This is a genomic window from Streptomyces sp. NPDC092952, assembly GCF_044754785.1.
Classification (GTDB): Bacteria; Actinomycetota; Actinomycetes; order Streptomycetales; family Streptomycetaceae; genus Streptomyces.
Genome location: NZ_JBIVPT010000004.1, coordinates 510,327 through 532,612 on the forward strand (window position 1 = coordinate 510,327; position 22,286 = coordinate 532,612).

Sequence of the window (22,286 nt, forward strand, 5' to 3'; positions counted from 1 at the left end):
CGGGCATCCAATGGGGTGGGGCTGCGCGCCTTGCCCGTACGCCCCGGCCGTATGCGCGTCGTCGTGGCGTACGGCCCTGTCGTACGCCTTGAGGAGGATCCATGGCCGATTCCCCCGTCACCGACCCCCAGCAGGACGTGCCCGCCGAGGCGGTCCGCCTGCCCCTGCTCGGCGCCTGTGGCTGCGGCTCCGGCTGCGGCTGCGGCTGCCAGTCGGGCGCCCCGTGCCAGTGCGGTGGCTGCTGCGGCTGACCGTCCGTCGTGCCACCGGGCGCGCCCCGCGCGAAGCTTTCGCGCGGGGCGCCGCCGTGTCCCGGTGCCCCGCCCCGGGTGCGGGTGCGGGTGCTCAGGCCGTCCGCTCGGCGGGGGCTCCGGTGTCGGCGCGGTCCTCCTCCGCGGCCGGGCCCGGCCGGCCCCCGGCCGCCGCCACCGCGTCCGACGCCGGAAGGTTCCGCATCAGCAGCCCATACCCCAGCGCGGCCACCGTCCCCAGCACGGCGCACGTGCCCCACAGCCACTTCGGGCCGAACCGGTCGATCACCAGGCCCGACATCAGCGGGGCGATCAGCGCCGCCACGGCCCACGACATCGTGTACATGCCCTGGTAGCGGCCCCGGCCCCGGGCGGGCGACAGCCGGACGACCAGGCTGCTCTGGATCGGCGAGTTGACGATCTCGGCGACCGTCCAGACGCAGATGGTCAGCGCGTAGGCCCCGACCGACCCGGCGAACGCGGTCAGCCCGAACCCGTACCCGGCCAGCAGCGAGGAGACGACCAGCAGCCGGCGCGGGTCGCGGTGCTCGATGAAGCGCGTGACGGGGATCTGGAGCACCACGATCAGCACCCCGTTGACGGCGACGGCGGTGCCGAAGTCGGAGCTGGAGAACCCGTCCGACCCCATGGCCACCGGCAGCCCCACGTACCCCTGCTGGAAGATCAGGGCGATGACGAAGGAGAGGCCGACCACGCTCATGAACCGGCCGTCGCGCAGCACGGTGGAGAGCCGGACCTCCTCCTCCGCCACACCGCCGCCTGCCGGGCCGACCGCCGCGGCCTTCTCCGGCCGGGTCTCGGGCACCTTCAGGAAGACGACGACGGCGCAGGCCAGCGTCATGACGGCCTCGCCCAGGAACCCGGCGAGATAGCTGTACTCGGCGACGAACCCGGCACCGGCCGAGGAGACCGCGAAGCCGAGGTTGATGGCCCAGTAGTTCAACGAGAAGGCCCGTACCCGGTCCTCCGGCCGGACGATGTCGGCCATCATCGCCTGCACGGCCGGCCGCGAGGCGTTGCTCGCCATGCCGACGACGAAGGCGACGCCCGCGATCGCCACCGGGTGGACCATGAAGCCGAGCACCGCCACCGACAGGGCCGTCGACGTCTGCGCGATCAGCATCGTGGGGCGGCGGCCGAGCCGGTCGGTCATCACCCCGGCCCCGAGCGAGGAGACGACCCCGCCGAGCCCGTGCAGCGCGGCGACCAGCCCGGCGTACGAGGCCGAGTACCCCCGGTCCAGGGTCAGGTAGAGCGCCATGAACGTGGCGACGAAGCCACCGAGGCGGTTGACCAGTGTGCTGGTCCACAGCCACCAGAACTGGCTGGGCAGACCGGACACGGATGCGCGGGCGGCCCGTCTGAGACCGGCGACGGACATGCGGAATCCCCCCGGGGACGTAGGTGACGTGGATACGGAACGAAAGCCGCTGGGTAAGCGGCCCGGCTGTTGTCCACACATTACGAATCCGGAATTCCGGTCCGCCAGTCGTTTGACGCCCGCCGTCAATCGACCGCCCGACCGGCCCGGACCCCGGCCCACCCCGGGGCTGCCCGACCTGTCCGCCCTGTGGCCGCTCGCGCGGGGTTCGTACGGGTTCGATTACGCTCGGCACCATGGCCGACGCACCGTACAAGCTGATCCTCCTCCGCCACGGCGAGAGCGAATGGAACGCGAAGAACCTGTTCACCGGCTGGGTGGACGTCAACCTCACCGAGAAGGGCGAGAAGGAGGCGGTCCGCGGCGGTGAGCTGCTGAAGGACGCCGGCCTGCTCCCCGACGTGCTGCACACCTCCCTCCAGAAGCGCGCCATCCGCACCGCGCAGCTCGCGCTGGAGTCCGCGGACCGCCACTGGATCCCCGTCCACCGCTCCTGGCGGCTGAACGAGCGCCACTACGGCGCCCTCCAGGGCAAGGACAAGGCCCAGACGCTGGCCGAGTTCGGCGAGGAGCAGTTCATGCTCTGGCGCCGCTCGTACGACACCCCGCCGCCCGCCCTGGAGGACGGCACCGAGTTCTCGCAGAGCGACGACCCGCGCTACGCGACGATCCCGCCGGAGCTGCGCCCGCGCACCGAGTGCCTCAAGGACGTCGTCGTCCGCATGCTGCCGTACTGGTACGACGGCATCGTCCCGGACCTCCTCGCCGGCCGCACGGTCCTGGTCGCCGCGCACGGCAACAGCCTCCGCGCGCTGGTCAAGCACCTCGACGGCATCTCCGACGCCGACATCGCGGGCCTGAACATCCCGACCGGCATCCCGCTCGCCTACGAGCTGGACGCCGACTTCCGCCCCCTGAAGCCGGGCGGCACCTACCTCGACCCGGACGCGGCGAAGGCCGCCATCGAGGCCGTGAAGAACCAGGGCAAGAAGTAACGCATCCTGCGATCACGCCTCCCACCTGTGCGTACGGCACGGGCGGGAGGCGTTTTCGTGCGCGGGGCCCCTCCGGGGAAGGCCGGATCGCGATCATGCCGGTACGGCGTCCGCGACGGTGTGCCAGGGTTCGGTCCGACGGAACCGATACGGGGGAGGACATGATGAACGCTCAGGTCAGGACGCGCGTTTCCGCGTACGCGATAGCCGTGCGGGACGGCCACATGCTGGTGGCCCGGCTGTCGGAGGCGTCGCCGGTCTTCGCGCCGGGGCTGTGGCACCTGCCCGGCGGAGGGATCGACCCGGGTGAGCAGCCGGTCGAGACGCTGGCGCGCGAACTGCTGGAGGAGACGGGCCTCGAACCGACCGAGGCCCGCCTGCTCGACGCACGGACGTACCCGGCCCGGCGGAACGGCGTGAGCTGGAGCCTGACGGCCCTGTTCTACGCCGTCTCCCTCAAGGACGGGGAGCCGACGGTCACCGAGATCGACGGCTCCACCGAAGCGGCCATGTGGGTCCCGCTCACCGACCTGGGGCCCGGCACCGTGTCTCCCCCGACGGCCGACGCCCTGGGCATGCTGGACCGGGCCGAGTCGGCTCTCACGCAGGCCCGTTGACGGACCCGACGCGGGCGGCGCCTGCCGGACCTAAGCCGATGGCATGGCTGCTCCACACCACCACCGCCGTGCTGCAACGACCGCCAGAACCCGCCTTTCCGGTCAGGAGAGGGCTTTTCGCGGGCCGTCCCGCGGTGCGCACGGGTGCGGGGTGCGCTCCTGTGCTCCGGTCCGGGAGGCGTCGTGAACGGCCGGGAGTGGGACGACGACAGTGACTACGAGGAGGCCGTCGCGCGGGCCAGGACGGCGACACGGGTCGGCCTGTCCGCGATCGCGGGAGTGACGGGTTTGTCGGTCCTGGCTGTAGTCGCCGCCGTCGCCGCCCTGCTCGTGGGCGGAGTGCTCTTCATGCTCGGCGTTCCGTACGCCGACGCCTGGTCGTGACGTAGCCTCAGGTTGCGTCAACTGCCCCCGTCCGCACGTTATGTCACGGATTGCCGAAGGCGTTCCTACCTGTTTCCGACGGTCCGTGCGTATGGCGTCGTCGGCGGCGCTAAGGTCTTCGTCACACTGCTGCCACGTGCCCGGAAGGCTATCGTCCGGAACGCGGCCGGGTGGCGTTCCGGGGGCGTTTCCGGGGCGTACGGGGAGAGCGACGAGAGCGGGGAGCAATCATGGGCGAGCCCCTGAAGACCTTCGTCGGTGGTGCCGAGGTCGACGTGCCCAACAGCATTCCGGCCATCCGGGCCACGCTGCCGGAGGAGAGACGCGAGGAGTTCGACCGCGCCATCAACGAGGCGGGGGTCCACGAGATCCAGGCGGTGATGCGGCACTGGATGCTGGAGGCCGTGCCCGACCCCGAGGCCGAGCGGATCCTGGACCGGCTGGCGCAGGACGAGGCCGAGAGGCGGAGCGTCGCTTGAGCTTCCGCATCTCCTACGCGCCGCCCGCCGACGACTCGCTGGCCAAGATGCGCGACGGCGAGACCTTCCGGGCCGAGATGGCCCGGACGCTGGGCCTCGACCCGTACGGGCACGGCTCGTCGGCCGTGAAGAGCGAACGCGACCGCCGCGAGGCGACGGTCGCCGGGGCGATCGTGCTCTATTACGTCTCCGGGTCGGTGCTGACCGTCACCGTCGTACGGCTCGTCCCGCTGCCCTGAACCGCCCGGATCACGGACCGGGACTACGAGCCGGCCGGATCGTGTCCCGGGGCTAAGTGGTGGGCTCCGGAAGTCCTTCGGGGTTGATCAGGCTGCCAGGGCGACGGAGGATTCTTCTTGTCGGTCAGCTGGTGTGTGTCGGTCGAGCCGGGCCAGCAGATCGCCCAGGGCGGAGGTGGTGAACTTCCACCGGAACGGCTGTGCCGTGGCGTTGTAACGGTCTTCGAATGCTCGGAGCCGGTCCCGGACCCGGGTGAGGTCCGTGAAGTCGTTGGGTTGGACGACCTTGCGTCGGACGATGGAGAAGAAGATCTCGATCTGGTTGGTCCAAGAGGCGTGTACGGAAGCGTGGACCATGATCGCGTTCGGAAACGCCTTGGTCAGACGGTTGACGGCCTTCTTCCCTCGATGGGAGGAGCCGTTGTCGACGATCCAGAAGACGCGCCTGGACGGAGGTCTTCTCATCGCTGGAGACGACGTACTCGTCCTCGCCCAGCGGGACACCCTCGAACGTGCGGGCGTACAGGTCCAGGACACGCTGGGCCTTGGCGCGGAAGTCCGGGTCGCGGACGAAGATCCAGGACCGGTACCGCCAGGGCTTGAGCGCGTCAGGTCGGCGGGCCATCGTGATCGTTGAAGGTCCGTCGGCCCCCACGAAGGCGGCCGGCGGTCTACGTGCGTGTCGCGCGGGTCACCGAGGATCGGGGGCGCTCACGCGGCGGACCGGGCCTTGATCGCGTGGCTGAGGACGGCCTGCTCCTCGTCGGGAAGACGACGCTCGGCATGGAGCATGCGCAGGGCGGTGGTGACGCGTTCCTCGTCCTCGGGCGTGCCGAGGCTGCCCATGTACGGGGGCAGCAGCAGACTCAGGGCTTCGAGGTCCGCGCGTGCGCAGAGCGTGGTGAGGAGTTCGCCGACCGGGTCTTCGCGCTGCTGTGGTGCGGCCGGAGTGGTGGCACGCAGTCCTGCGGCGATGCGGTAGCGGAGCCACTGCTGGTGGGGGCCGACTGGGACGTCGTCGATGTGCTCGGCGGCGGACTCGAAGTGTTCGCGGGCCTGCTCGATCCGGCCCAGGTCCCGGTGGGCCCGGGCCATGTTGCCGTGAAGTGAGGCGTAGAAGCCGCGGACGCGGTCGTCGCCGACCTTGTCGGCCCGGTTCAGGCACTCCTGGTTCCAGCGCAGAGTCTCCTGCGGAGTCGGCTGGTGCCGGGCGAGGTAGTGCGCGGCGATGCAGGCGTCGTAGTCGTCCTCGGCCGCTTCCCAGGCTTGAAGGAACAGGTCCCGGGCTCGGGCATCTCGTCCTTCGGCCTCGGCCTGCATACCCTGCGCGCACAGCCGCACGACGATGTTCTCGGGGTCGGTCACGGTTCTCCTGAGGTGGTGAGGATGCGGTGCCGGGGGAATCAGCTGGAGGCGTCGAGGGCGACGGGCATGATCAGCGTGCTGAAGCTGCCCTGGTCTGCGGAACGCACCACGACAGGCCGGTCTGCGGCGGAGACCTCCAACAGAACGTCGGGCCCGACACTGGCCTCCAGCGCGGGGCCCAGGACGGCGGGGTCGAAACCGATCCGCTGGGGCAGGTCTTCATGGCAGACCGCAGGCAGGGCGACGGCGTCGGAGCGGTCGGCGAACGAGACGACCAGCTCGTCGTCGGCGAAGCTCAGAGCGATACGTGCGGCGTCTGCGTGGCTGTTGACCGCCTCACGCAGAGCCAGGCGATCCACAATCACGCGGTATTCGGGCGGGGGCAGGGCCGAAAGCATCTCGCGGTAGGCAGGGAACAGGTCATCGATCGTCACCAGAACGCGGGACTCTGCCGTACTGCTTGCGCGGGCGCCGTCCGGTCCGACCTGGATGGTGACCTCATGGACTCGCGCCGCCCATTGCCCGAACTGGATCAGGTCAGCCGCGTGCACCAGCAGGCGGCAGGGCCCTCCGTCGAGTGCCGCCGGCCTCAGGACGCGCATCGACAGGCGGTAGCGATCGGTAGCCACCAGACGCACCTCGCCGTCATCGATCTCGATGAGGACGCAACCCAGCACAGGAAGTTCCGCGTCGGAAGCCGCGGCCGGCACCACCTGGCGTACTGCACTGGCCAACTCCACGCCACCGATTCGCGCTTCCGTCATGCTGTCGGCAGTCGAGAAGGAACGTAGAACCACGGCGATGGCCGCCTCGGCCGTCTGCTTCTGGTCCCGCATCCTGTCCAAGTGCCGCTTCAGTACCTCTCGGCCCTCGTGCTCGGGCCCGTCGAGCACCACGGTGACCTCAGCCAGCGGCAGTCCCGCTTCTCTCAGACTGCGCAGGAGAGCGGCACGGGACTCCTGCGCAGGACTGTAGAAGCGGTATCCCGTCGCCCCGTCAACCCACACCGGCCGCAGAACGCGGCAGTCGTCGTAGAAACGCAAGGCGCTCGGAGCGAGACCGACCCGCCGCGCGAAGGCGCTGATGCTCAGTAGTTCCGTGGTGCCGTCCATGGCCCCGATTGTCAACGTTCATCCAACTTGAACGTCAACTCGCGCTTCGGCCGGGTTCCACGCCACCACCTGGCACAGGAGCTCCCCCAGCATCAACCCCCGAAGGACTTCCGGAGCCGACCGCTAAGAGCCGGCCGGGACCTCGATGATGTCGCCCTTCTTGTCCACGGTGTGGGTCCGCCAGTAGATGTCCCACTTGTCGTCCACGTGCTTCGGCACCCTGCCCTCCGGGTAGCGGACGTATCCCTTCGGCGGGTCCTCGCCGTCGGGCTGGCAGGCCGATCCGGTGCCCCCGATCGTCATGACCGGATACTCCCCGTTGCTGCAGGTCGCGTCCTGCACCGAGCAGCCCGTGGTCAACGCCGCCACGGCCGCCGCCGCGAGGGCGAGGGCCACCGCCGCCCTGTTCCGGCCCCGCCCGTCGCGCGTGGAGATCGTCCGGCCGTTCCGACTGGTCCCGTACATGGTCCTGCTCCTTCTGCTCGCTGGTGCCCCCAGCCTGCCCGGCGCAGAAACCATCGATCATGAGTACGAGTACTCACCCCCGGGGCGCCACGTACTTGTCCGTCCGTACGTACGTGGCGCCCCGTCGCGCACCAGGGGTCAGGCGAGCTTCGCGGCCTGGGCCTCGACCACCGCGGCCGGCAGTTCGAAGTCCCCGCCCTCGCTCGCCGCCGCGAGGTTCATCGAGGAGAACGAGGCGAGCGTGGCGCCCTGGCGCAGCACCACCAGCTTCATCCGGTTCTTCTCGCCGTCCTGCTGCACCTCGATGGTCCAGGCGGCGGCCTCCTCGCCGCCCTTGACCTTCTCCTCGGTGATCCCGGCGATCTTCTGCTTCTCGCCGGCCGCGGTGTACTCGAAGCCGCCCGCGCACTCGGTGGCGGCGGTGCGCATCGAGGCGACCGAATCCTGTGCGCCCTTGCCGTCGTACGAACCGAGGGCGAGCTGCGTGGTCGTGATGTCGAAGGCGGCCTTGAACGCCTTCTCCACGTCCGCGTCGTCCTGCTTCTTCAGGTCGGTCTTCTTCGGCTTGCTGACGACCGTGCGCTTGGTGAACGCCGCCGGCTCACCGACCTGGGAGCCCATCAGGGCGTGGACCAGCGGGGTGCAGGCCTCCTTCTCGACCTTGATCTGGTCGACCGGGAGGGTGTCCTTGGCCGCGGTCTTGCTGATCTCGTGGTCCTTGACGTCGCCCTGGGCCAGCGCGACCTTCTCCAGCTCGGCGGCGCTCAGCGCCTTCGCGGCGGGCGCGGCCGCCGCGGACTCCTTGCCCTTGGTGCCCTTGTCCCCGGCGCCCGGGTCGGACGCGGAGTCCGAACCGCCGCACGCGGTGACGAGCAGAGCCAGGGACGCCGCAGTGGCGGCAACAGCGGTACGACGTATGGCGATGGAGCGCATTGTCTGGTCTGATCCGTCTCTATGAGCCGAGTGTTCGATCTTGATCACTCTAGGAGCGGAAAATGACCTGATGACCCGTCAAATCGGGCGCAGGGGGCGATCGTGACGAGCCTGTGATCCTCCTGTGAAGGCGGCCGCGCGATGGGCGCGGCCGCGGGGGAGCTCAGTCGGCCGAGCCGTCCTGCTGCCGGGTCAGCCGGTCGAACGCGTCCAGGTTCCGGGTGGACTCGCCGCGCGAGACGCGCCAGGCGTACTCCTTGCGGATGGCGCTCGCGAACCCCAGCTCCAGCAGGGTGTTGAAGGACCCGTCGGCCGCTTCGAGGACCACGCCGAGCAGCCGGTCCAGCTCCTGCGGGGTGACCACGGAGAGCGGCAGCCTGCCGACGAGGTAGATGTCGCCGAGCCCGTCGATCGCGTAACTGACGCCGAACAGGCGGAGGTTGCGCTCCAGGAGCCAGCGGTGGACGGCCGCGTCGTTCTCGTCGGGGTGGCGGACGACGAAGGCGTTGAGGGAGAGCGAGTGCGTGCCGACGCGCAGCGAGCAGGTGGTGGACAGCTTGCGCGTGCCGGGCAGCTTGACGACGTAGTCGCCGGGCGCGGGGCTCTCCCATTCGAGCCCGGCTTCCTCCAGGGTCGCCTCGACGACCCGCGCGGCCCGCTCCGTCGTCACGGCTCCGCCGGTCAGGTCCTCGGGTACGTCAGCCATGGTGCGAGCGTACGCGACGGCGGTGGCCCTGCATCGCGGCCGTGTACACCTCGGCGGTCGCGGCGGCGGCGGTGTCCCAGCCGAAGCCCCGGGCGTGCGCGGCCGCCGCCGCGCCCATCCGGGTGACCAGCTCCGGCGAGGCGAACCGGGCCAGCTCGCGCGCGTACGCCGCCGGGTCGTGCCCGGGTATCAGGAAGCCGCTCACCCCGTCCCGCACCGCCACCGGAAGACCGCCCACGGCCGCCGCGACGACCGGGGTGCCCGCCGCCTGCGCCTCGATGGCGACCAGGCCGAAGGACTCGCTGTGCGAGGGCATGACCAGCACGGAAGCAGCCCGGAACCAGTCGGCGAGCTGCTCCTGCCCGACCGGCGGCTGGAACCGTACGACGTCGGCGATGCCCAGCAGCGCCGCCAGCTTCTGGAGCCCCTCCGGCTTGGCGAGCCCGCTGCCGCTCGGGCCGCCGACGACCGGCACGACCAGCCGGCCGCGCAGCGCGGGTTCCCGGTCCAGCAGCACCGCCACCGCCCGCAGCAGCACGTCGGGCGCCTTCAGTGGCTGGATCCGGCCGGCGAAGAGCGGGATCAGGGCGTCCTGCGGCAGCCCGAGACGGGCCCGCGCGGCGGCCCGGCCGTCGGCGGGGCGGAAGCGGTCCAGGTTGACGCCGGGGTGGACGACGGCGACGGACGCGGGATCGGCGTCGTAGAAGCGGACGAGCTCGTCGGCCTCCTCGGCGGTGTTGGCGATCAGCCGGTCCGCCGCGTCCACGATCTGGGTCTCGCCGATCACCCGGGCGGGCGGCTCGGGGGTGTCGCCCTCGGCCAGCGCGGCGTTCTTGACCTTCGCCATGGTGTGCATGGCGTGGACGAGCGGGACGCCCCAGCGCTGGGCGGCGAGCCAGCCGACGTGGCCGGAGAGCCAGTAGTGGGAGTGGACCAGGTCGTAGTAGCCGGGGCGCTGGCCGGCCCACGCCTGCATCACGCCGTGCGTGAAGGCGCAGAGCTGGGCGGGCAGCTCCTCCTTGGCCAGGCCCTCGTACGGCCCCGCGTCGACATGGCGGACCAGGACGCCGGGGGCCAGCTCGACCACCGGGGGCAGCCCGCCGGTGGTGGACCGGGTGAAGATCTCGACCTCGACACCGATCGCGGCGAGCCGTCTGGCCAGCTCGACGATGTAGACGTTCATCCCGCCCGCGTCGCCGGTGCCCGGCTGGTGGAGCGGTGAGGTGTGCACGGAGAGCATCGCGATGCGGCGGGGCCTGCGGTGGCCGCCGGGGAACCTGAGGCGCGGCGCCGCGCGGCCACTGCCGCGCCGGGAGACGTACTGACTCACGTCGTCCGGTCCTCCTCATCCAGGGCATGACTGCGGAGGGACCCGAGCCCCGCCAGGGGCTGGAACATCGGAACGCCCTCTTTCATTTCCGCTTTACCAAATCATTACGGTGCAGCAGGCGCACTTCGGGCGCGCGACCAGCGCGCGACCGGCGCGCCATCCGCACCCGCCCCGGCCCGCCCGCCCGAGCCCCCGTCCCGCCGACGCGCCCCGCGGGATCGTTACGCTCGGTGTCATGCGCCCCATCGGCACCGCGACCCGCGGGACCACCAACCCGAACCGGCTCCGCCGCATGGACCGCTGGATCGCCGCCACCCACGGCCCGGCCCTGCGCCGCGCCGACCGCCCCGTCGCCGTCGACCTCGGCTACGGCGCCGCCCCGTGGACCGCCGTCGAACTGCTGCACCGGCTGCGCACCGCCGAGCCGCGCACCGCCGTGGCCGGCATCGAGATCGATCCGGAGCGGGTCGCGGCGGCGAAGCCGTACGAGTGCGAGGGCCTGACCTTTCTGCACGGCGGCTTCGAGATCCCGCTCCCCGAGCGCCCCGAACTCATCCGCGCGGCGAACGTGCTGCGCCAGTACGAGGAGGGCGAGGTGGCCGCGGTCTGGCGGCGGCTGTGTGCCCGTCTGGCGCCGGGCGGGCTGCTGGTGGAGGGCACCTGCGACGAGATCGGACGGCGGCACGTGTGGGTGGCGCTCGGCCCGGAGGGGCCGCGCACCGTGACGTTCGCGGCCCGGCTCGCCTCCCTGGACCGCCCCTCCGACCTGGCGGAACGTCTCCCCAAGGCGTTGATCCACCGCAATGTGCCCGGCGAACCGGTCCACGCCTTCCTGCGGGACTTCGACCGGGCGTGGGCCGCGGCGGCCCCGTACGCCTCACTGGGCGCGCGGCAGCGCTGGATCACGGCGGTGCGCTCGCTGTCGGGCGACTGGCCGCTGGCCGACGGGGTACGGCGGTGGCGGCAGGGCGAGGTGACCGTGGAGTGGGCCGCCCTCCGGCCCAACCCGTAACGTCTGTCGGCCCGTAGCGCCTGCCGGCCCGTAATGCCTGCCGGTTCGCAGCACCTGCCGGCCCGTAACGCCTTTCGGTGAACGCGCCCGCCGGGGGAACGGGATCGGCGCTCCGTTCGTCCAGAGAGAGGGGAGCGGGGAAGCGGGGGCGCCACCGGGGATATACGGCCGTCAGGACAGCTGTCGTGCGCCCCTGTTGCTTTTCGGTACGGCATGGCACGATCTCGACATCGGCGAAAAGTTACTGACGGTAAATCAGATTTATTCGGAGGGGTGTCCCGTGAACCGACGTCACTGTGCCTCAGCCGCGATCACTCTGGTCTGCGCGCTGTCCGTGCTCATCACGCCGGTCCAGGCCCTCGCCGCACCCACGCCGCCGTCCGCCGGTGCCGAGGTGCCGAAGAAGACCCTCGAAGAGGTGCGCGAGGAGATCGACGCCCTCTACCGCAAGGCCGGGGCGGCCACCGACGCGTACAACCTCGCCGAGGAGCGGGCCGACAAGCAGTCCACCGAGATCGTGAAACTGGCCCGCGCCATCGTCGTCGGCCAGGCGAAGATCACCGAACTCAAGGAGCAGGCGGGCGCCCAGGCCCGCGAGCAGTACCGCACCGGAGGGCTGCCGCCCGGCGCGCAGCTGATGCTCAGCGACGACCCGCAGCTCTTCCTGGACGGCGTGAGCCGGGTCCGGGAGGGCCAGCAGGCCGTCCAGGGCGTGCTCGGCGAACTGACCAGGACACAGCAGGACCTGGAGACGTACACCAAGGACGCGAGCATCAACTGGAAGAAGCTCGAAGCCGGCCGGATCAAGCAGGCCAAGGCCAAGAAGCGGATCAACGCCCAGATCGCCGCGGCGAAGAAGCTGGAGTCCCGGCTGAAGAAGGAGGAGCGGGCGCGCCTGCTCAAGCTGGAGGAGGAGGCCGCCTACCAGCAGCAGACGGCCTGGCTCAGCTCCGGCGCCCTGAAGGACATCAACCGCGAGGCGAGCGCCGCCGGCAAGAGGGCGGTGGCGTTCGCGACCGCCCAGATAGGCAAGCCGTACGTGTGGGGCGCCGAGGGCCCCAGGTCGTACGACTGCTCCGGGCTCACGTCCCAGGCCTGGGCGGCGGCAGGCCGGCCGATCCCCCGCACCTCGCAGGAGCAGTGGCGGCTGCTGCCGCGCATCGCCATCAAGGACATGCGCCCCGGCGACCTGATCATCTACCACTCCGACGCCAGCCACGTGGGCATGTACGTCGGAGACGGCGCGATCGTGCACGCCCCCCGTCCGGGGCGCAATGTGACGCTGGCGGGCGCGGGCTCGATGCAGATACTCGGCGTCGTACGCCCGGACAAGTAGGCGGTACGGGGCCGGCCGACGCGCGGGCCCCGGAAGGGCGCCATGTGCCACGTGCCGTGCGCCCGAGCCGACCGTGAGCCGGTTTCATCCGGTTCGTCGGATTTCTCGTGCCTGCCGGTCCGGTCGGCCGCGGGGCCCGGGGTGGCCCGTCCCGTCCGCCGCTCGGGCACCGCCGGTGCCCGGAACGCCCTCCGGTCGTTCCGCGTGACCTTTGTCATGCCCGGGTAGCGGCCCGTTTCCCGGTTCGGCGCGCCGGATCCGTGACCTGACGCGGCTTATGCCGGTGCATATGCCCGAGGCGGGTCCCGGGACGCCATTCCGTTCCCCCGGCATGGACCGCTATCGTCCCCGTCTGGCAGTTCGTCGATCGTCGTTCCGCCGTGCCCTCGGGGGGAGGGAAGGAAAACCGAGCCGATGCCCGTATCCGTACCGCAGCAGGACACCGACACCGCTGCGGAGTCCTCCCACGACGGCGTCCTCACCCTCCTGGTGATCGAGGACGACCCGGCGGGCACCTTCACCGTGCCCGAGCTCCCGGCCGTGGCCGGTACGAGGGTGCGCGTCCGTACCGCCCGCAATCTGACCGAGGCGGGCCGGCTCCTCACCGACGACGTCGACTGCATACTGCTGGACCTCGCCCTGCCCTCCGGCAGCGAGACCCGGGCCGCCAAGGGCCGCGACACGACGGAAGCGGGAACGGAAACGGGGACGGAGTCGGGGCCGGAGGCGGACCACCGGCTCGCCGCCCTTGAGCACGTGGTGCGGATCGCCCCGCGCCACGCCGTCCTCGCCCTGACCGCCGAGAACGACACCGAGCTGGCCGCCGCGGCCGTACGGGTGGGCGCCCAGGACTACCTCTGCCGCGACGAGCTGGACGGGCGGCTGCTCAGCCGCGCCATCCGGTACGCCGTCGAGCGCAAGCGCGCCGATGTCGCCCAGCGCAGGCTCACCGAGTCCACGCTGCGCGCCCAGGAGAACGCCCGCCTCGAACGCGGCCTGCTGCCCACCCCGCTGCTCGACGGCTCCGACCTGCGCTTCGCGGCCCGCTACCGCCCCGGCCGCAGCCGCGCCCTGCTCGGCGGAGACTTCTACGACACCGTCCGCACCCCCGACGGCACCGTCCACGTGATGATCGGCGACGTCTGCGGCCACGGCCCCGACGAGGCGGCCCTCGGCGTGGAACTGCGCATCGCGTGGCGGGCGTTGACCCTGGCCGGACTCTGCGGCGACGAACTGCTCACCACCCTTCAGCAGGTCCTGGAGCACGAGCGGGAGAGCGAGGAGATCTTCGCGACGCTCTGCACCGTCGACATCGCCCCCGACGGCCGCCACGCCGGGCTCTGCCTGGCCGGCCACCCGGCCCCACTGCTCGCCCGGCACGGGCAGGCCGCACAACTCCTCCCGTACGAGGACGGCGGCCCGGCCCTGGGGCTGCTCCCGCACGCCCGCTGGCCCCGCCGCCAGGTGGAGCTGGGCAGCGGCTGGAGTCTGATGCTGTACACGGACGGGCTGATCGAGGGACGGGTCGGGCCGGAAGGGGCCCAGCGGCTGGGCCAGGACGGCATGGTCGAGATGATCAACCGGCAACTGGCGGACGGGCTGACCGGCGAGGACCTCCTGGAGGCCGCGGTCGCCCGGGTCCGGGAGCTGAACGGCGGCGAGCTGACCGACGACGTCGCGGTCCTCCTGCTCGGCCACGACCTGGAGAACGCGCACCGCCCGGCCGCCGTCGCCCCGTGACCGGGACGGTTCGGCGACCGGGCGGGGCCCGATGGCTGCTGCGGCCGCTCGCTCAGCGACCGCCGTTGTAGGGGCCGTACGGGCCGTCGCTGCTGGAACCGCCGCCCCGGCCGCGCCCGCCCGTGACCGCCTGGAGCGCGGGCCGCACGTCCACCAGGAAGACGATGGAGGCGACCAGCCCCGCGAGCTGGAGGAAGAGCATCGGCACGAAGAGGTTCACGGCGACGGTGATGCCGAGGATGATCAGCCAGAACGACTTCTTCTGCTTGTCCGCCGCACGGTAGGCGTCCTCCCGCGCCATCGACGCCATGATCAGCGCGACCACGGCCAGCACCAGCATGAGCAGGTAGAGCAGCCCGACGAATGTGCTGAATCCGGTGAGCAACATGGTGTGTACCGCCTAGTGAGTGGATGAGCGCCTCGACGCCAAGGTACCCGGGACAGCGGTCCGGACACCCGGATGGATTCCCGGACCACCGTCGTCCGCCGCCCGTGGCGGGCGTGCCGAGTGCCTGCCGGCTACTTCTCCTTCGCGCTCGGCGGGGTGGCCTTCTTCGCGGCGGGCTTGCGCGCGGGCGCCTTCCTGGCGGGCGCGGCGGTCTTGGGCACGGCCTTCGCCTCGGGCGCGGGCTTGGCGGCGGGTGCGGGCTTGGCGGCGGGTGTCGGACCGGTCTTCGCGGTGCCCGTCCGGGTGCCGGACTCCTTGCGCGGCTCGACGACGACGGCGATTTCGACGGCCTCCTCGGCCGCCTCGCCCCGCCAGTTCCGTACGGTCCGCTCGCCGCGCTCGGCGACCTTCTCGTACGTCTCCCGGGCCCGCACCGCGTACTCCGCGGCCACACCCAGGCTCCGCAGCGCCAGGTCCTGCGCGTTCTCCCCGAGCTTGCGCAGGTCGCTGTCGAAGGCGCCGATCACCTCGTTGACCTTGGCCTGCACGGTGGCCTGCGCCTCCTTGGCCTGCGTGGTCACCTTCTCCTGCACGACCTTGGGGTCGGTGTTGCGTACGGCCTCGATGCGCTCGGGCGCCTCGGCGCGCAGCTGGTCGAGCAGCGCCGGGACCTTGCGCGCCTGCTCGACGGCGAGATCGGCCGTACCGGCGGCGAAGTAGAGAGGGGTCGGGTCGGTGAGGGTCTTGCGCAGGTCATCGGTGATGGCCATGACTGTGGTCCTCCCGGATCATCGGGCTCGGTGCGAGGGTTCTCAGAAGTTCTGGAGTTCTGGAGTTCTGAAGCTCTGGGGCTATGGAGTTCTGGAATCGGAGGAGTCGGAGGAGTCGAAAGGGCGCGGAGGACGCGTCGGCCGGACCGAACGGCACCCGCGGCACCACCCGGCTACGAGGGCTCGGCAGGCCCCGCGGCCGCTTCGGCACCGGCGTCCGTTCCCGGCTCGTCGTCGGTCCGGGGACCGGACTCGAAACCGTTCTCCCTGCGGAAGGAGTCGTAGATCTGCAGCAGAACGCTCTTCTGCCGCTCGTTTATCGACGGATCGGCGAGGATCACCGCCCGCGTCTCCAGCTCCTCCCGCTCCCGCTCGTCCAGAATCCCGGCCCGTACGTAAAGGGTCTCGGCGGAGATCCGCAGCGCCTTGGCGACCTGCTGCAGCACCTCGGCGCTCGGCTTGCGCAGCCCGCGCTCGATCTGGCTGAGGTAGGGATTGGACACCCCGGCGGCATCGGCGAGCTGCCGCAACGACAGCTGCGCGTTGCGCCGCTGCTCGCGCAGGTACTCCCCGAGATTGCCGACGTTGAGTGATGCCATGCCCCGATGGTGCACCCCTCTTGCTAACTATTGCAAGCAGACGCTTGCAAAAGTGCGCCACACCACTCCCCCGGCCGATGGCGCTGGAGCGCGACAGCCGTCACCTGCCCGCGATGCCTGCCGCCGCCGACACGTGCGACCGAGCTGTGGCGGCCTGAAGTGTCCTGTCGCGGTACGCCTGGCAGACGGTGAGCCGATGGAGCGTGGAACGCGGCAGAGGGGGGCAGCGTCTCAGTGGCATGAGAAGCACTCTGCTCGTGGTGGCGGTCGGCATCGCTGCCGGCATCTGCCTGATCCTGGCGGATCGCGTTCTGTTGTGGGCGGAACGCCGCGGATGGATCTACTACCGCAAGACGAAGGGGCGTACCGCGGCACTGGCGGAGGAGTTCTCTCCGGCGGCGCAAGCGATGAAGCGGGCGATGGAGCAGGAGAGGGTCCGCAAGAACGTCCGGCCCGCCGAGGGCCCGCCGCTCGGCGTGGACCTGGACAGGGGCGTCGCGCGGATCCGTCGCTCACAGCACGGGCGGCAAGAATCCGCCGACCCGGACGAGTTCGAGTGAGAATCCGCCGGCTCGCATGCGACAGGACATGAAGCCGCAGGTCGGAGCCGTGGTGTCCAGGACCCGGCTGTGACAACAACCGTGAGAACCGCCCACTGGTGGCGGCCACGGCCCTTGGCTCGGTGCGCGCGGACCGGCCGACCGGTGTCAGTGGCGCCGCGTACGGTCTGCGCATGATTGATCAGTGGGCAGGGGTGCGGGAACGCGTCGCGGCGCTGGGCGCTCAGCCGGCGAGCGGTGAAGTCTTCGGCGCGCACGGGCACCAGTGGACCTTGGAGGAGCCGCTCACCGACGAGGAACTCGCCGGACTCGAAGGCCAGATAGGCGTGCGGCTGCCGGAGGACTACCGGACCTTTCTCCTCCGTGTCGCCGCGGGCGGTGCGGGACCGGCCTACGGCCTCTTCCCCGTGCGGCGCGTAGAGAGCCGGTGGCGCTGGGAGGGCGACGGAGCGAGTCTGGCCGACCTCTCCACACTCGCGGAGCCGTTCCCGGAACAGGGACCGGACGCCGCGAGCCTCGAAGAGCTCCTTGCCCAACGCCCCGAGGAAGAGGACTTCGACGAGATCGAGGACTTCGACGATGCCTTCGAAGCGTGGGACGAGCAGTGGGGCGCCCTGTTGTTCGCCCCGGAGCGCACCGCCGGCGCCATCGTGATCTCTCATCTGGGCTGTACCATGCGGGAGTGGCTGGTCATCAGCGGCATTCATCGGGGCACGGTCTGGTCGGACGCCCGGGTCGACGACGTCGACCTGGTGCCGTGCCTCGACGCCGACGGGAAGCCGGTCACCTTCACCCGCTGGTACACCGCCTGGCTGGAGCAGGCCGAACGGTCGACGCAGTCTCGGATCGGGTGAGCGTGGGCGCCCCGGCACGTAGGGGCGCGCGCATGCGGGTGGGGGTGGATGCGGTCGACCGGGCCGGGCCGAAGCACCACCACGGGTCCGCGGAGGACGTACCCGACCTGCTCCGCCGATGCCCGACTCTCCACGGGCCCGGATTCGCCTCGCAGCAGTGCACGCACCTGCGCCGAACGATCCGGGCGTGACGGTCGGTGGGTTCTGCCAGGGTGTGCGGCGTGGATGAACTGGTGGAGCGTGTCGACGATCAGGATCGTGTGCTGGGGGTGGCGGTCAGCCGTCAGCGGGCCATCCGGGAGGGCTGGCTGCACCGCGTCGCCGTGACGGTGTGCCGTGATGGGCGTGGCCGGATTCTCGTCCACCGGCGGTCGGAGCAGGTGTCGCGCTTCCCCGGGCTCCATGAGGTCGAGGTCGGTGGCGCCGTGAGTGCCGGCGAGTCCTATGAACAGGCCGCCGCGCGGGAGTTGGCCGAAGAGCTGGGCGTTCGTGCGCTGCCGCGCCTGCTGTTCACGTTCCTCAACCGCGGCGGGTTGAGCCCGCACTGGCTCGGTGTGCACGAAGCCGTGGTGCCGGACGCCATCGTCCCCGATCCCGATGAGGTCGCCTGGCACGGCTGGCTGACGGAGCCTGAGCTGCGGTCGGCCCTGCTGGAGTGCCGCTTCACTCCCGACAGCCACGAAGCCTTCAGCCGGTATCTCGCGTTCCGGAGCGCGCAGTCCCGACCTCTCCCGCCTCTCGGGCCGGGACGCCCGCCGGCGGTCAACGCGCCTTGTGAGAAAGGCTGATCGTGATAGGGAGTACGGATGTTCGGTCGACTCCCGCTCGTTGAGCAGCTCGACGGACTGCGGTCCGTCCTCTCCCGGAACGAGGTCCTGACCGATGTGATGGCCAGGGCGGCGACATTGGAGCTGCCCGGCTGGTACGTGACGGCGGGCTGCCTGTTCCAGACGGTGTGGAACGTGGTCACCGACAGGCCCCCGGCCAGCGGTATCAAGGACTACGACATTTTCTACTTCGACGACACCGACCTGTCCTGGGAGGCGGAGGACGCCGTGATCAAGGCGGGGCAGGAGGTGTTCGCCGGGCTGCCGGCGGAGGTGGAGATCCGTAACGAGGCCCGTGTGCATCTCTGGTACGAGCAGAAATTCGGCGTGGCCTGCCCGCCCCACGATTCCACCGAGGCGGCGATCGACTCGTTCGCCGCGACGACGTGCTGTCTGGGGGTGCGTCCGGACCACGACGGTGGCTGGCGAGTCTATGCGCCCCACGGGCTCTCCGACGTGTTCAACCTCGTGGTCCGGCCCAACCCGGTCCTTGCCCCTCGGGAGGTCTACGAGGCCAAGGCGGAGCGTTGGAGGGACGAGTGGCCGCAGCTCACCGTACTGCCGTGGCCGGACGGACACCCGGATGCGAGTGACCATGCGGCGAGTTCCTCTCCGGCGGGCCGGTTGCCCTGACGGCAGCCGGCAAGGGCTGCGAGATCCATGCGGGCGTCGCGGGTGGGCGCCGAGAGCGCGGTCTGCGTCACGCCGTCACTGGACGAGCGGGGCCGGACGCTTCCGCGCTCCGCTTGGGCCTGCGGCGTTTCCGTCAACCCCGGCACCGGTCGCATCACCATGTTGACCGGCGGCAGCGGGTTCGCGGCCGCCCGCTCCTCCCTGTCGCCGGGCCGTGGCGGGCCTCTGGCCTGCTGTGACGGCTCGGTCCGGCTGCGACGCAACCGTTGGCGGAGTACTTCCTCCTCATCGGCGACTTCTGCCGTAAACGAAGGCCTTCCGGGGCATTTCACCTTCGGTCTCCGCGTGAAGCGGTGACCGAAGTACCACCGGACGCGGGCCTGTTGGAGGCCCCGCGCGGCCGTTCAGTGAAAGGCGGAAGCCGTGAGCATGACCCAGACCGGCACGCTCCAGTTGAGCTCGTCCAGTGCCGTGGCGTTGAAGGGCGGGGACACCTCGACGTTCACCCAGGTCACCTTCCCCTCGCCCTTCCCGCGCGGCTCGACGGTCATCGTCGTTCCGTTCGTACAGACCTTCGCGGGCCCGGACACGCCGGGTCTGCGGATCGCCGACGTCACCGTCACCGGCTTCAAGATCCGTATGAACGAGCTGGCGGGCAGCGGCAAGGCGCTCTCGGACGGAACCCACACCTCCGAGACTGTCGGCTGGATCGCCAGCACCGTCTGAGCGGCCGGGACGACCGGCACTGCCCGTCCTGCCGCCTGCCGCGCCCGGGGCGCGGGAGGCGGCAGGCGTGAGGCCCGTCGCCGCGGCGGCGCGGTCGGTCCGGCCCGCTCGCGGTGGGGTCGGTGGGGCGCGTCCACCGGCTGGGGGTTCTCCATCCGATCGAGTGCGGTGGGCCGCCCTTCCGTTTCGGTGGGTGTGCTCCTGTCCATGATCCGCCTGGCGCCCGGCGGGCGTCCCGGCCGCCCGGACGCGGAAGAAGTCCTGGTCGGCCGGCTCACCAGAAGGAACGGAGCGGTTCATGACTACCGAAGGCGGAGCGCCCCTCGCGTCGGTCACCGACGCGACCCTCGCGGACATCGCGGCCAACGGCATCTGGCGCGGCGCGAGCCTCGACATCAACCCGTCGGTGCTCGCCGTCGCGCGCGCCCTGCTCGCGGCCCTCCAGGGCACGGCCCCGGCCGGGACGCTCCCCGAGGATCTGCGGGAGCTGGTGGCGCGGGTCCTGCGGGAGGCCGGGGTCACCTTCCCGCGGATCGCCGTGACGGACGAGATCGGCCTCTCCGCGATCGCGATCAAGCAGAAGACCTCGGAGCCGCGCCCGGTCGTCATCGTGCCCGCCGGCTGGAACCCGTACGGCTGGATGCCGTTCATGGTCGGCTACCTCTCCCTGGCGGCGCGCGGTTACCACGTGCTGGCGTACACGCCCCGCGGGTTCGGCGAGACGGACGGGCCGTTCACGTCCGACGGGTTCATCGGCGTCGCCGGACCGGACGACTGGGCGGACGGGTCGAAGGTGATCGACCACGCGGAAGAGCTGTTCACGCCGAACAAGGTCGGGTTCATGGGCCTGTCCTACGGCTCCGGCATCAGCCAGCTGGTCGCCGCGCACGACAAGAAGGACCGGGTCGCCGTCGTGGCCGCCCTCAGCACCTGGGGCAACCTCGCCACCAGCCTCTACGACAACGGCACCCGGCACGAGAAGGCCGTGGAGCTGCTGATCGGCTTCACCGGGGCCGAGAAGGGCAAGGAGCACGAGCGGTTCGACGAGGCCACGTGGGCCATCCTCCAGAACTTCCAGAACGGGGAGAAGATGGATGAGGTGGTGGAGTGGGGCACCGAGCGCTCCCCGGAGACCTACGTGGACATCACCAACGGGCGAGCCATCCCGACCTTCTACTCCAACACCTGGCACGAGAGCCTGTTCCCCGCCGGTGAGGCGATCGCGACCTTCGAGAAGCTCACCGTCCCCAAGCACCTGAACCTGTGGATCGGCGACCACGGCGCCCCGGAAGGCGTCGGCATCACCGGCTTCCCGGGCGGAACCCCGTTCTGGAGCTACCTGGCGCCGACGACGGAAACGTACGCCTGGCTCGACCACCACCTGCTCGGGAAGAGCGGCGACGTGCCCGACTGGCCGGTGGTCAACAGCCAGGTGATGTTCACCTACAAGACCAGGCCGACCGGCATCGGCGGCGACCGGATCGTCGAGGCGGCGCGGCGCGAACCTCTCCGCTCCTGGTCCGAGGCCACCACCCGCACCGAGACCTGGTACCTGAGCGGTGCCGAGGGGAACGGCGGGGCCACCCTGTCGGACAAGCCGTCCGCGGGCTGGAGCCGGGAGTTCACCGCCGGGCACGAGACCACCGCGACCGCCATGGACGACATCATGGAGACCGGGCAGAAGGAGTGGTTCGGCAACCCCAAGCCCTACGACCCGGCGGGCTTCGAGCCGGACCGGCTCCTCGTCTGGTCCACGGAGGAGTTGGCGGGCGGACGCCGCGTCCGGGGCGCCGCCGGACTCCGGCTCACCGTCCGCGTCGAGGAGGGCGACGCCGCGACCCTGGTCGCCTATCTCTTCGACGTGGCCCCGGACGGCACTGCCCGGATCATCACCCACGAGCCGCTCACCGTCACGGATCTGGCCCCCGGCACGGACCGGAACGTCGACTGGACGCTCCAGCCCGCCGCCTACGACCTCGCCGACGGCCACCGCCTCGCCCTGGTCGTCAACAGCCGGGACCGGCTCTACGCCTTCACCGGCACGGAGGACTCCACCACCACCATCACCTCCCCGACCGGCCAGGAAGCGGCCCTGGAACTGCCGCTCGGCTGACGGCACCCCGGGCCCGACCGGGTACCGAAGGGCCCTGAATGTCGTGGGGGCCGGCGGGGAGCGGAACAACACCTTGCTCCCGGGCCCGGCCCCCTCCTCTCGCCACGGGAGACCCCCGCGATCCGGTCGGCCGGTCGGCCGCGGCGCGGTCGGCCGACGGCGATCCGGTCAGCCGCGGCGTCCGGCCGCCTTCGCCTCGCCGTGGGCCCGGCCCGCGACGACCGCGCCCACCACCGCGCCGAGCACGTAGACGGTGATGCAGGCCGCGAATCCGCCCGGCAGCCAGCCGAGCAGGCCGAGGTTGTCGTGGTCGATGAGCAGGCGGATCGCTCCCTGCGCCCCGATGGCGAGGAGGACCGCACCGAGCACCTGAAGGATGTCGTACTTCATCGCGATGCCTTCCAGATCTTCAGAACGTCGCCGCCACACGAGAACGCCATGCCAGAGGGG

27 protein-coding genes are annotated in these 22,286 nt (G+C 71.1%); 15 read left to right on the forward strand and 12 right to left on the reverse strand.

The window, feature by feature from the left end:
- Nucleotides 1-101 precede the first annotated feature (101 nt).
- Nucleotides 102-251, forward strand: a complete 150-nt coding sequence (locus tag ACIQGQ_RS13470; RefSeq protein WP_352279020.1) for a hypothetical protein — start codon at nucleotides 102-104, stop codon at nucleotides 249-251.
- A 94-nt stretch (nucleotides 252-345) separates the two neighbouring features.
- Here ACIQGQ_RS13470 and ACIQGQ_RS13475 read toward each other — a convergent pair whose 3' ends face one another.
- Nucleotides 346-1,653 (reverse strand): MDR family MFS transporter, encoded by a 1,308-nt coding sequence (locus tag ACIQGQ_RS13475; protein ID WP_402394555.1) that lies wholly within the window; start codon nucleotides 1,651-1,653, stop codon nucleotides 346-348.
- A gap of 236 nt (nucleotides 1,654-1,889) precedes the next feature.
- Between ACIQGQ_RS13475 and ACIQGQ_RS13480 the strand changes: the two genes are divergently transcribed.
- The 5 genes from ACIQGQ_RS13480 (at nucleotide 1,890) to ACIQGQ_RS13500 (ending at nucleotide 4,367) form a co-directional block, all read left to right on the forward strand.
- On the forward strand, nucleotides 1,890-2,648 hold the full coding sequence (locus ACIQGQ_RS13480; protein WP_352279017.1) for a phosphoglyceromutase: 759 nt from the start codon (nucleotides 1,890-1,892) through the stop codon (nucleotides 2,646-2,648).
- Nucleotides 2,649-2,812: 164 nt separating this feature from the next.
- On the forward strand, nucleotides 2,813-3,265 hold the full coding sequence (locus ACIQGQ_RS13485; RefSeq protein ID WP_402394559.1) for an NUDIX hydrolase: 453 nt from the start codon (nucleotides 2,813-2,815) through the stop codon (nucleotides 3,263-3,265).
- Between the two features lie 183 nt (nucleotides 3,266-3,448).
- Nucleotides 3,449-3,649, forward strand: a complete 201-nt coding sequence (locus ACIQGQ_RS13490) for a hypothetical protein (protein WP_402394561.1) — start codon at nucleotides 3,449-3,451, stop codon at nucleotides 3,647-3,649.
- Nucleotides 3,650-3,879: 230 nt separating this feature from the next.
- A complete protein-coding gene (locus tag ACIQGQ_RS13495; RefSeq protein ID WP_266416166.1) occupies nucleotides 3,880-4,128 on the forward strand; it encodes a hypothetical protein in 249 nt (82 codons plus the stop codon).
- On the forward strand, nucleotides 4,125-4,367 hold the full coding sequence (locus tag ACIQGQ_RS13500) for a hypothetical protein (protein ID WP_352279011.1): 243 nt from the start codon (nucleotides 4,125-4,127) through the stop codon (nucleotides 4,365-4,367). The genes ACIQGQ_RS13495 and ACIQGQ_RS13500 overlap by 4 nt, the downstream gene beginning before the upstream one ends.
- A gap of 87 nt (nucleotides 4,368-4,454) precedes the next feature.
- Here the strand turns inward: ACIQGQ_RS13500 and ACIQGQ_RS13505 are convergent, their stop codons facing one another.
- From ACIQGQ_RS13505 to mshA, 7 genes are all read right to left on the reverse strand, one after another.
- A complete protein-coding gene (locus ACIQGQ_RS13505) occupies nucleotides 4,455-4,832 on the reverse strand; it encodes a hypothetical protein (RefSeq protein WP_402394564.1) in 378 nt (125 codons plus the stop codon).
- A 246-nt stretch (nucleotides 4,833-5,078) separates the two neighbouring features.
- Complete coding sequence (locus ACIQGQ_RS13510) at nucleotides 5,079-5,732, reverse strand: hypothetical protein (RefSeq protein WP_402394566.1); 654 nt, start codon at nucleotides 5,730-5,732, stop codon at nucleotides 5,079-5,081.
- Between the two features lie 38 nt (nucleotides 5,733-5,770).
- Nucleotides 5,771-6,844 (reverse strand): MerR family transcriptional regulator, encoded by a 1,074-nt coding sequence (locus ACIQGQ_RS13515; protein WP_402394568.1) that lies wholly within the window; start codon nucleotides 6,842-6,844, stop codon nucleotides 5,771-5,773.
- 123 nt (nucleotides 6,845-6,967) lie between these two features.
- Nucleotides 6,968-7,309 carry an SCO0607 family lipoprotein gene (locus ACIQGQ_RS13520; RefSeq protein ID WP_402394570.1) on the reverse strand — a complete coding sequence of 114 codons (342 nt, stop codon included), beginning with the start codon at nucleotides 7,307-7,309 and terminating at the stop codon, nucleotides 6,968-6,970.
- A gap of 138 nt (nucleotides 7,310-7,447) precedes the next feature.
- On the reverse strand, nucleotides 7,448-8,242 hold the full coding sequence (locus ACIQGQ_RS13525; RefSeq protein ID WP_402394572.1) for a hypothetical protein: 795 nt from the start codon (nucleotides 8,240-8,242) through the stop codon (nucleotides 7,448-7,450).
- Nucleotides 8,243-8,405: 163 nt separating this feature from the next.
- Nucleotides 8,406-8,948 (reverse strand): YbjN domain-containing protein, encoded by a 543-nt coding sequence (locus tag ACIQGQ_RS13530; RefSeq protein ID WP_402394575.1) that lies wholly within the window; start codon nucleotides 8,946-8,948, stop codon nucleotides 8,406-8,408.
- Entirely contained in the window at nucleotides 8,941-10,278 is a 1,338-nt protein-coding gene (mshA, locus tag ACIQGQ_RS13535; protein ID WP_366298621.1) for a D-inositol-3-phosphate glycosyltransferase, read from the reverse strand. Before mshA ends, ACIQGQ_RS13530 begins: the two co-directional genes overlap by 8 nt.
- A gap of 235 nt (nucleotides 10,279-10,513) precedes the next feature.
- On the opposite strand from mshA, the gene ACIQGQ_RS13540 reads away from it, so the two are divergent.
- From ACIQGQ_RS13540 to ACIQGQ_RS13550, 3 genes are all read left to right on the forward strand, one after another.
- A complete protein-coding gene (locus tag ACIQGQ_RS13540) occupies nucleotides 10,514-11,290 on the forward strand; it encodes a class I SAM-dependent methyltransferase (RefSeq protein ID WP_402394578.1) in 777 nt (258 codons plus the stop codon).
- Nucleotides 11,291-11,570: 280 nt separating this feature from the next.
- Nucleotides 11,571-12,626, forward strand: coding sequence for an NlpC/P60 family protein (locus tag ACIQGQ_RS13545; protein WP_402394580.1), 1,056 nt, complete (start codon nucleotides 11,571-11,573; stop codon nucleotides 12,624-12,626).
- 414 nt (nucleotides 12,627-13,040) lie between these two features.
- The gene (locus ACIQGQ_RS13550; RefSeq protein ID WP_402394582.1) at nucleotides 13,041-14,366 is read left to right on the forward strand and encodes a PP2C family protein-serine/threonine phosphatase; all 1,326 of its coding nucleotides are present in this window, start codon (nucleotides 13,041-13,043) and stop codon (nucleotides 14,364-14,366) included.
- A 52-nt stretch (nucleotides 14,367-14,418) separates the two neighbouring features.
- Here ACIQGQ_RS13550 and ACIQGQ_RS13555 read toward each other — a convergent pair whose 3' ends face one another.
- The 3 genes from ACIQGQ_RS13555 to ACIQGQ_RS13565 form a co-directional block, all read right to left on the reverse strand.
- Complete coding sequence (locus ACIQGQ_RS13555; protein ID WP_402394585.1) at nucleotides 14,419-14,754, reverse strand: DUF2516 family protein; 336 nt, start codon at nucleotides 14,752-14,754, stop codon at nucleotides 14,419-14,421.
- A gap of 131 nt (nucleotides 14,755-14,885) precedes the next feature.
- A complete protein-coding gene (locus ACIQGQ_RS13560) occupies nucleotides 14,886-15,524 on the reverse strand; it encodes a hypothetical protein (protein WP_402394587.1) in 639 nt (212 codons plus the stop codon).
- Nucleotides 15,525-15,697: 173 nt separating this feature from the next.
- Complete coding sequence (locus ACIQGQ_RS13565; RefSeq protein ID WP_402394589.1) at nucleotides 15,698-16,123, reverse strand: helix-turn-helix domain-containing protein; 426 nt, start codon at nucleotides 16,121-16,123, stop codon at nucleotides 15,698-15,700.
- A 260-nt stretch (nucleotides 16,124-16,383) separates the two neighbouring features.
- Between ACIQGQ_RS13565 and ACIQGQ_RS13570 the strand changes: the two genes are divergently transcribed.
- The 6 genes from ACIQGQ_RS13570 (at nucleotide 16,384) to ACIQGQ_RS13595 (ending at nucleotide 21,836) form a co-directional block, all read left to right on the forward strand.
- Entirely contained in the window at nucleotides 16,384-16,683 is a 300-nt protein-coding gene (locus ACIQGQ_RS13570) for a hypothetical protein (RefSeq protein ID WP_402394592.1), read from the forward strand.
- Nucleotides 16,684-16,856: 173 nt separating this feature from the next.
- Complete coding sequence (locus ACIQGQ_RS13575; protein WP_402394595.1) at nucleotides 16,857-17,537, forward strand: SMI1/KNR4 family protein; 681 nt, start codon at nucleotides 16,857-16,859, stop codon at nucleotides 17,535-17,537.
- A 212-nt stretch (nucleotides 17,538-17,749) separates the two neighbouring features.
- Nucleotides 17,750-18,325, forward strand: a complete 576-nt coding sequence (locus ACIQGQ_RS13580) for an NUDIX hydrolase (RefSeq protein WP_402394846.1) — start codon at nucleotides 17,750-17,752, stop codon at nucleotides 18,323-18,325.
- 18 nt (nucleotides 18,326-18,343) lie between these two features.
- On the forward strand, nucleotides 18,344-18,997 hold the full coding sequence (locus ACIQGQ_RS13585; protein ID WP_402394598.1) for a nucleotidyltransferase family protein: 654 nt from the start codon (nucleotides 18,344-18,346) through the stop codon (nucleotides 18,995-18,997).
- Between the two features lie 429 nt (nucleotides 18,998-19,426).
- Entirely contained in the window at nucleotides 19,427-19,723 is a 297-nt protein-coding gene (locus ACIQGQ_RS13590; RefSeq protein ID WP_402394849.1) for a hypothetical protein, read from the forward strand.
- Nucleotides 19,724-20,021: 298 nt separating this feature from the next.
- A complete protein-coding gene (locus ACIQGQ_RS13595; RefSeq protein WP_402394601.1) occupies nucleotides 20,022-21,836 on the forward strand; it encodes a CocE/NonD family hydrolase in 1,815 nt (604 codons plus the stop codon).
- Between the two features lie 168 nt (nucleotides 21,837-22,004).
- On the opposite strand, the gene ACIQGQ_RS13600 is transcribed toward ACIQGQ_RS13595, so the two are convergent.
- A complete protein-coding gene (locus ACIQGQ_RS13600; protein ID WP_402394604.1) occupies nucleotides 22,005-22,226 on the reverse strand; it encodes a hypothetical protein in 222 nt (73 codons plus the stop codon).
- Nucleotides 22,227-22,286 lie beyond the last annotated feature (60 nt).